This window comes from Bacillus sp. TE8-1, assembly GCF_008368855.1.
In the GTDB taxonomy this organism is placed as follows: domain Bacteria; phylum Bacillota; class Bacilli; order Bacillales; family Bacillaceae_G; genus Bacillus_A; species Bacillus_A cereus.
Genome location: NZ_QPET01000031.1, coordinates 21,347 through 29,609, shown reverse-complemented (window position 1 = coordinate 29,609; position 8,263 = coordinate 21,347). Strand labels below are relative to the sequence as shown.

Sequence of the window (8,263 nt, the reverse complement as noted above, 5' to 3'; positions counted from 1 at the left end):
TGCGATCACACCGCCCTTGTTTAATTCCAATCTTCCTACATCTGTATTCGCAAGCGCTGCTGCTTTTTTTACAATTGCGAACGCTTTAATTAAACCTTCATGGATTTTGTATCCTGTAATTGGGAAGTTTTCAACTGCACGCATTGTTTGTACGCCGTAGTATGCATAGTTTGGTACTTCTTTTTCACCTAAAAAATCTTTTTCAATTCGAACACCATTTTTAACTTCAGTTAATGTTGCCATGATTATTCACTCCTTAACGATTTCTTATGCTGCTTTTGTTTCTTTGACTGTTTCTACATATTGTTTTGCTTTCTCATTATCGAATTCGCCTTCCCACTTCGACATAACAATGGCCGCTAATGCATTTCCTAATACATTGACAGATGAGCGAATCATATCTAAAATGCGGTCAATTCCCGCAATTAATGCGATACCTTCTAGTGGTAACCCCATTGAACCTAACGTTGCTAATACAACAACGAACGATGCACCTGGAACTCCCGCCATACCTTTGGATGTTAACATGAGAACGAATAATAACGTTATTTGCTCCGTTAGTGACATGTGCACACCGTACATTTGTGCAACAAACAATGCCGCTAATGCTTGATAAATAGCCGATCCAGTCAAGTTAAATGTATAACCTGTCGGAATTACGAAAGAGGCAACTGCCTTTGGACAACCGAACTCTTCCATTTTTCTCATTATATTAGGTAAAACAGCTTCTGAACTTGCTGTCGTAAACGAAAGAATCAGTTCTTCTTTTAAAATTTTCATTAATGTAAAAATGTTTACTCCAACCATTCGTGCATTAATACCTAATACAATCACAACGAATAGTATAACAGTTACGTATACAGCTAGCACTAGTTTTCCTAGCGGAAGTAATGTTGCTACACCAAATTTTGCAACCGTAACGGCAATTAATGCGAATACACCAAATGGTGCAAATTTCATAACTTGATTTGTAACCCAAAACATGGCTTCGAGTACACCTTCAAAGAAGTTAAAGACTGGCTTTCCTTTTTCTCCAATTGCTGCAACTCCTAAGCCGAATAGTACTGAGAAGAATATAATCGGTAATAGGTCACCTTGTGCAATCGATTCAAATACGTTTTTCGGTACAATGTGAACAATTGTCTCAGCAAAACCTTTCTTCTCTGTTGCATCTGCAGTTTGTTTATAAGAAGAAATATCACTTTGCTGTAAATTACTCATATCAACACCAGTACCTGGTTGGAATATATTCGCTGCAAGTAATCCCATTAAAATAGCAATCGTCGTAATAATTTCGAAATAAAGAATTGTCTTACCACCCAGTTTCCCAAGCTTCTTCATATCTCCTACACCAGCTACTGCAACAATTAATGCTGAAATAACAATTGGTACTACAATCATTTTAATTAAGTGAATAAATATATCCCCAATTGGTGTGATATAAGAAATCGCCGTTTTATTGCCATAAAAGACCGCCCCTACTACAATCCCTAAAACAAGCGCGACAAAAATTTGTGTTGCCAATCCGAATTTTTTCATTTATGTTCATCCCCTTCATGCGAACGCTTTCAATTTGAATTTATAAAAGCTACTCACACATCTTATAAGCGAACCTACAAAATCATACAAAAACCTACAAGTTCGTCACAAAAAATTCAAATATTTTTCTTCTTTTTTTCATTGACACCATTTTGTTAAAAAACGATAAAATAAACTTGATAAGTAATCAGATTGTTTCGTATAATCAAAAAGATATATACTTAAAACAAATCAAAATGAAAAGGAGTGGATGTTATGAAAAACTATACAAAGCAATTCGTCCTATCTTCTTCTTTTCTTTTTCATTTTCTTAAAAAGGAACAAAGGCATTCGCCTTTGTTCCTTTTTTATTGCGATCTATATAGGGGGAATTGTTATGAGACCATATAAACGTGTCTTAATTAAATTAAGCGGCGGTGCACTTGCCGATCAAACTGGAAATAGCTTTAACTCCAAACGATTAGAACATATCGCAAACGAAATTTTATCCATTGTTGATTTAGGTATCGAAGTATCCATCGTCATCGGTGGCGGTAACATTTTTAGGGGGCATCTAGCTGAAGAATGGGGAATCGATCGCGTAGAAGCTGATAATATCGGTACGTTAGGTACAATCATTAACAGCTTAATGCTTCGCGGTGTTTTAACAAGTAAAACAAATAGAGAAGTACGCGTTATGACGTCCATTCCATTTAATGCAGTAGCTGAACCATACATTCGCTTGCGTGCAGTCCACCATTTAGATAACGGTTATATCGTTATCTTTGGAGGCGGAAACGGGCAACCGTTCGTGACGACAGATTATCCAAGTGTACAAAGAGCCATTGAAATGAATAGTGATGCCATATTAGTCGCAAAACAGGGTGTCGACGGTGTTTTTACAAGTGATCCGAAGCATAACAAATCAGCAAAAATGTACAGCAAACTAAACTATAATGATGTCGTTAGACAAAATATACAAGTTATGGATCAAGCGGCATTACTGCTTGCCCGGGACTACAATTTACCAGCACATGTCTTTAACTTTGATGAGCCTGGAGTCATGAAAAAAATATGTTTAGGCGAACATGTGGGGACGTTGATTAATGATGATGTTACGATGTTGGTGCATGAAAAATAATGATTTCCCACCAAAAAAGGGTGTCTTTTGTAGGCACCCTTTCCTAATTCATCATCACAAATAGAAGTCAACCAATCCCGCCACTTTCTCCTTACAACGCTCCCAAAAAGATAACTTTTCAAAAAACTCTTTCGTCATTTCTTTCGAATCATGAAAATCCTCTGTTAACGCCTTATTAACTTGTCCTACAATAGGACCACCATAAATATAAAAATTCATTTCATCATTTATATTGAAGCTACGCGAAGTAAAGTTTGTTGTACCAATAACGGTTAATTCATTATCAATAAGCATTAATTTGCCATGGAACATTCCTTTTTTATACCCATATACAGTAATCCCATTATTAACAGCTTGACGTATGTATGGATACGCCGCTTCTTTTATAAGAGGTAGATCTGGTTTATATGACCAAAGTATTTTTACTGTAACACCACGCTTTTGTGCTGCGATTAAAGCATTCATGGACTCTTTATTTTTTGCTATAAAATACGGCGTTGCAATTACAATGGAGTGCTGAGCTTGTTTTATGAGCTCTATATATTTTTCAGCAACGTAATGCCCATTGTAACTAGTCATAGTATGTAATGTATTCCCTTTACTAGCTTTATTCGTACTTCTCTTTATCTCTTCTTTCGTATCTCGTTTCCAGTCTAAAGCGAATTGCTGTTCTAAATCTTTTGCTCCTTCTCCTTTAAGTCGTACATGATAATCACGCCAATATCCAAATCGCTTATCTTTCCCTAAGTACTCATCTCCTATATTAAATCCGCCTGTATAGCCAATCTCCCCATCAATCGTCGTAATACGGCGATGATTACGATGGTGAAGTGAATAAAATCCGAATGGCAATGTAGGTTTTCTACTATATGTAAAATGTACACCACTTTTCCGCAATTCATTTATCACCTTTCTTTCAAATGATAAATCATTAATGCGATCAACTGATAAATAGACGTTTACTCCTTCTTTTGCCTTCTCTTTTAATAAGTTTAAAAAAGTATGACTACTTTTATCATCCGACAAAATGAAGAAATAAGTGTAGATGGAGCTTTTCGCTTCTCTTATATCAGTAAATAATTGTTTATAAAAAGACTTCCCTTCTACATATAATTGAAAGTCACTATAATGAGGCGCATACTCTGTCGGCATGTTTTTCCCGGCTTCCATTTTCCTACCTAAGGTAACATCGATATGCATCCAAATTAAAATAAAAACGAAAATAGCAATAATAATAGAAGTAACTCTTAATATTTTTTTAATCATTTTGGTTTCCTTCCAATCATATTCCTTACTATTTCGTAGTGTTTCATTTAAATATGTTTTCATACGAAATGTATTTCTTATTTTTATTGATACTAAACAGTTAAAGGAGATACGAATATGAGAAAAGGGAAAACTCCTATTGTTTTTATCCCAGGTCTTTTCGGTTCAATGAGCAATATTATTATTCCCGGCACTGGTAATTGGAGTTTTGGACTTTCTGCATTTGTTTACGAACCATTCATCATGATGCTAGAAAGTATGGGGTACGAACGAAATAAAGATTTGTTCATCTGTTTTTATGACTGGCGGCAGCGTATTGTTTTTTCTACACAAAAATATTTATTACAAACGATTGCTTATGCTAAAAAGATTACAGGTTGCGATAAACTAAATCTAATTTGTCATAGTATGGGCGGCCTTCTTGGACGTTCTTACGTTCAAAGTGCAACATATAAAAATGATGTAAATCAGCTTATAATACTCTGCACACCAAACGCTGGATCTTCACCAAATTATAGTTATTGGACTGGAGGTACTCTCCCTATCCATGCCTCTTCTAAAATAAATATCGTTCATTTTTATGTGGAACAATATATTTGTTACTTAAGCATCTTACATAAAATGAATAAAGTTGAGGCGATACACATTTACTTTCCAGGATTACAAGATGTTATTCCTTGTAAAGATTACGGAAATTATTTATTTATAAGATCCGGCTCTTCTATTACATTTCTTCCTTATAGTAAGATGAAAACGAAAAACCCTTTCCTCGATACATTAAATGAAAATAGATTTATTATACAAAAAAGAAATATTGAAACGACACTCATTGCCGGAGATGGAGAGGAAACAATTCAATATTTACAAGTCGTCCCTTCACATTCCAAACTGAAATGGACAGACGGCAAAGTCGTCGGTGATTTACTTACAAAACATGGTGACGGTAACGCTGTTCTACATAGCGTTTTTCTTCTAGAGGGAAATAAATATGTTTTGCATGCTTCACATAACGAAGTGCTCTACAAAAGCATTCCTATACTACAAAAGATACTCTAAATTTCAAAAAAAGGTATGGCATTAAGCCACACCTTTTCACATTAAACAAAATTCCTCGCATCATTATTTCTTCCAAACTTATAAATAGCAATTAAGAAGAATGCAATTGCGAAAGCGAATAAAATTAAAATGTTTAAATACAACTCCGAGAATGGTATTCCTTGTTGTAGTTTCGATACTGTGTCTAACAACCAGCGCTGTGGAAGAAAATTAGCTACTTTTTGTACTGCACTTGGCATAATGTCATATGGGAAATAACAACCCGCTAGTAAGCATGTTGGTACAATGACCATGTTTTGCATCGCATTTGCCGATGCTGAGTTTTTCGAAAAAGCTACAAGGACTAATGATATTCCAATTGCGATTAATGCAAATAGCATTAGTACGCCCATCATCACTATGAAAGGCATATTGATATTCGTATGAAAAACATTCGTTAGGAATAGGATTGTAATCAAAATTTGTACTGTTAGTATTATCATATTTACCCCGACATTAGATAATATGAACTTCTTCCCATCTATCGGCGTTGATAATAGTCTAAAGTACGTTCTATTCTCTTTTTCTTTTAAAATATGACCTGATAAGTTCGCTGCTGAAAACAGCATAAACATAATAAGGTAACCCATCGTTTGATTTGTCATATCTTTATTTTTCGAAGTATCTTCTAGCGTCTCAGTTTTCATTTTAAATGAACTTTTTTGATACCCTGCGTACATATTGTCGAATATACTTTGATCTGTTCCTGCTACTTTACTAATAGCTGCTATATTATCAATATAATTATATAAATATGATTTTATAAATCCTGTTACTTGATCACCTTTAATCGATGAAATTTCAATATGCTCTGGTTTCCCTTCTCGAACACTTTTTGAAAAACCAGAATCTAATGTAATAACTCCATCAAGTTTTTTGGAAGTGAGTTTATCTTCTACTTCAGACTCCTTAACCTTACTCACATTCACATGATTTAATCCTTCTAAAAACTTTATCGTATCATTTGCTATTGGCTCATTTTCTTTATTTACAATCCCGATATTTAACGTTCCTTGCCCTGCATTTCCGTATATCGAAAAGGAAATGAGCGTCCCTATTATCGGCAAGCTAATTATAATGAGTAAACTTTTTTTATTTTTCAAAAGCACAGATAACGTTTTTTGTATGAGCCATAAAATATCCTTCATGCTATAGCCCCTCCCGTCTACGTAATGCAATAATTGCAATTAATAAAAAGAGTGCTGAAATTCCAATGTTTAAAGAAATGACTGGTAGTGCTGCCCCTACATCATTTGCATAAATAATTTTCATAACAGCTGTATTTGCCCAAGTTAATGGCGATAAATTCGTAACGAAATTTTCTTCTACTACGAAATATGCACCTCCAAAAATAGAAGCTAATTGCACAACAACCATAATAATTGCCCTAGACGCTTCAGCTGTTTTCGTGATATATCCGATTCCTAAACCGAAGCTAATTGCTAGAAAGACTTGTGTTAATAAAATAAGAAATATGATTCCAAGATGGTCGCCCCAATTCGCTTGAAAAACAAATTTACTAAATAACATGACGAGTAATATGCACAGGGCATTTGCTACTAGGCTACCAAGTACTTTTCCAATGAATATTTCAGCTTTACTTATAGGTGCAGCAATGAGACGATCTCCTGTTTTACGTATTCGTTCTCCTCGAATTAAAGAACTCGCTCCCATCGCAGCATATAGTGCAATCATCGTTGTCATTACAACCGCATAGTAATCCATAGAACCTGGTTTTTTCGCAGCTTGTAAAGATGTTTCTTTTATATAATCATTATGATTTCCGTTTGAAATAACCGTACTAACCTTAGTAGGATCTACTTTTGCAACTTCGACCGCTACATTGTACTTATCAACAAATGTTGTAAGCATTCCCTCCACAATACTTCCCTCAATACTACTTTTGTCACTCCCATAAAATTTTGCACCATCTTTATTTAACTCTACATAAGCAGCATATTTATTTTTCTTCACTTCTTCTTTCCCATCTATACTGCCGGAAGCTTTTTTAAAATGAATACCTGATTTATCCACTTCTTTCGTAAATGCTTCAAATGATTGAGAAAACGTGCTACTCGCTTCATCTTTATATAGCACTTGTATATCTTTAATCGAATGACTATCACTATTAAATGCGTTGGTTAACGCTGTTCCTAACACAAGCATAAGCACAATCGGAAATGCTAACATAAAAACTAAAGTTCTTACGTCTCTGAAATCTCTTTTAATATGCATAATTGCAATATTGAAGATGTTCAATTGATGAACCTCCCTTTACCTTTTCTTCATTTACTTTTTATTTATCTCGTAAGTTTCTTCCCGTCAATGTAAGGAATACTGTTTCTAAGTTGGGAGCCTGCTCCTCTAATGAACGAATTTCAATATCATGATTGATACAGTGTTGAATGATTTTATTTAAATTATTTAATCCCGCATCAGAATTCACTTTAATTACGTTTTCTTCAATTTGAACTGCTTTCACACCGTTTATCTCTTTTAATTTTTCCACGTCTAAATTTTCCACCGACTTCACTTCAATCCAAATATCTTTCGTATCAGTAATAATCGATTTTAGTTGTTCTTTCGTACCTTCTGCAATCACTTTACCGTGATCTACAATCGCTATTTTCGTACAAATCTCTTCTACCTCTTCCATGTAGTGACTCGTATAAATAATAGTGCTTCCCATTTCATTTAACTTCCGGACAGACTGAAGAATATAGTTTCTTGACTGTGGATCAATTCCAACTGTCGGTTCATCCATAATAATTAACTTCGGTCTATGTGCAATTGCACAAGCAATATTCAATCTTCTTTTCATCCCGCCAGAAAAGTTTTTCGGATAACTTTTCTGTTTATCACTAAGTCCTACAAATTGAAGTGCTTCCTCTACTCTCGCTCTTAGTTCGGCCCCTCTTAATCCGTACAATCCAGCAAAGAACTTCACATTTTCATAAGCAGTTAACTCTTCATAAATCGCAATATCTTGCGGAACAATACCAATATTCATCTTTGCAAATCGATTATGTTTCTTTATATTTTTTCCTAGTATGCTAATTTCACCTTCATTACTTCTTAACAAACCAGCAATCATATTAATTGTCGTACTCTTACCAGCACCATTCGATCCTAAAAAGCCAAATATTTCTCCTTCTTTAATAGATAAAGACATATTATCAACTGCGATGAAATCACCAAATTTTTTCGTTAAATTTTTAATTTCTAATGTATTCATCATTTCAC

7 protein-coding genes and 1 pseudogene are annotated in these 8,263 nt (G+C 34.5%); 2 read left to right on the top strand and 6 right to left on the bottom strand.

Annotated elements, in window-relative coordinates; translation table 11 throughout:
- Together DN404_RS25960 and DN404_RS25955 are read right to left on the bottom strand one after the other, a co-directional pair.
- Positions 1–243, bottom strand: a pseudogene (locus DN404_RS25960) (lyase family protein); the annotation flags it as partial.
- Positions 244–267: 24 nt separating this feature from the next.
- The gene (locus tag DN404_RS25955; RefSeq protein ID WP_000713293.1) at positions 268–1,539 is read right to left on the bottom strand and encodes a cation:dicarboxylate symporter family transporter; all 1,272 of its coding nucleotides are present in this window, start codon (positions 1,537–1,539) and stop codon (positions 268–270) included.
- A gap of 376 nt (positions 1,540–1,915) precedes the next feature.
- On the opposite strand from DN404_RS25955, the gene pyrH reads away from it, so the two are divergent.
- A complete protein-coding gene (pyrH, locus tag DN404_RS25950; protein WP_001248059.1) occupies positions 1,916–2,659 on the top strand; it encodes a UMP kinase in 744 nt (247 codons plus the stop codon).
- Between the two features lie 54 nt (positions 2,660–2,713).
- Here pyrH and cls read toward each other — a convergent pair whose 3' ends face one another.
- Complete coding sequence (cls, locus tag DN404_RS25945) at positions 2,714–3,925, bottom strand: cardiolipin synthase (RefSeq protein ID WP_016122263.1); 1,212 nt, start codon at positions 3,923–3,925, stop codon at positions 2,714–2,716.
- Positions 3,926–4,042: 117 nt separating this feature from the next.
- Between cls and DN404_RS25940 the strand changes: the two genes are divergently transcribed.
- Positions 4,043–4,981 carry an esterase/lipase family protein gene (locus DN404_RS25940; RefSeq protein ID WP_001225397.1) on the top strand — a complete coding sequence of 313 codons (939 nt, stop codon included), beginning with the start codon at positions 4,043–4,045 and terminating at the stop codon, positions 4,979–4,981.
- Positions 4,982–5,022: 41 nt separating this feature from the next.
- On the opposite strand, the gene DN404_RS25935 is transcribed toward DN404_RS25940, so the two are convergent.
- The 3 genes from DN404_RS25935 to DN404_RS25925 are packed head-to-tail and all read right to left on the bottom strand — an operon-like array spanning position 5,023 to position 8,255.
- The gene (locus DN404_RS25935) at positions 5,023–6,168 is read right to left on the bottom strand and encodes an ABC transporter permease (protein ID WP_000651880.1); all 1,146 of its coding nucleotides are present in this window, start codon (positions 6,166–6,168) and stop codon (positions 5,023–5,025) included.
- A 1-nt stretch (position 6,169) separates the two neighbouring features.
- Positions 6,170–7,279: an ABC transporter permease gene (locus tag DN404_RS25930; RefSeq protein ID WP_001020154.1), complete on the bottom strand. Its 1,110-nt coding sequence runs from the start codon at positions 7,277–7,279 to the stop codon at positions 6,170–6,172.
- Positions 7,280–7,316: 37 nt separating this feature from the next.
- Positions 7,317–8,255: an ABC transporter ATP-binding protein gene (locus DN404_RS25925; protein WP_016122261.1), complete on the bottom strand. Its 939-nt coding sequence runs from the start codon at positions 8,253–8,255 to the stop codon at positions 7,317–7,319.
- Between the last annotated feature and the right edge of the window lie 8 nt (positions 8,256–8,263).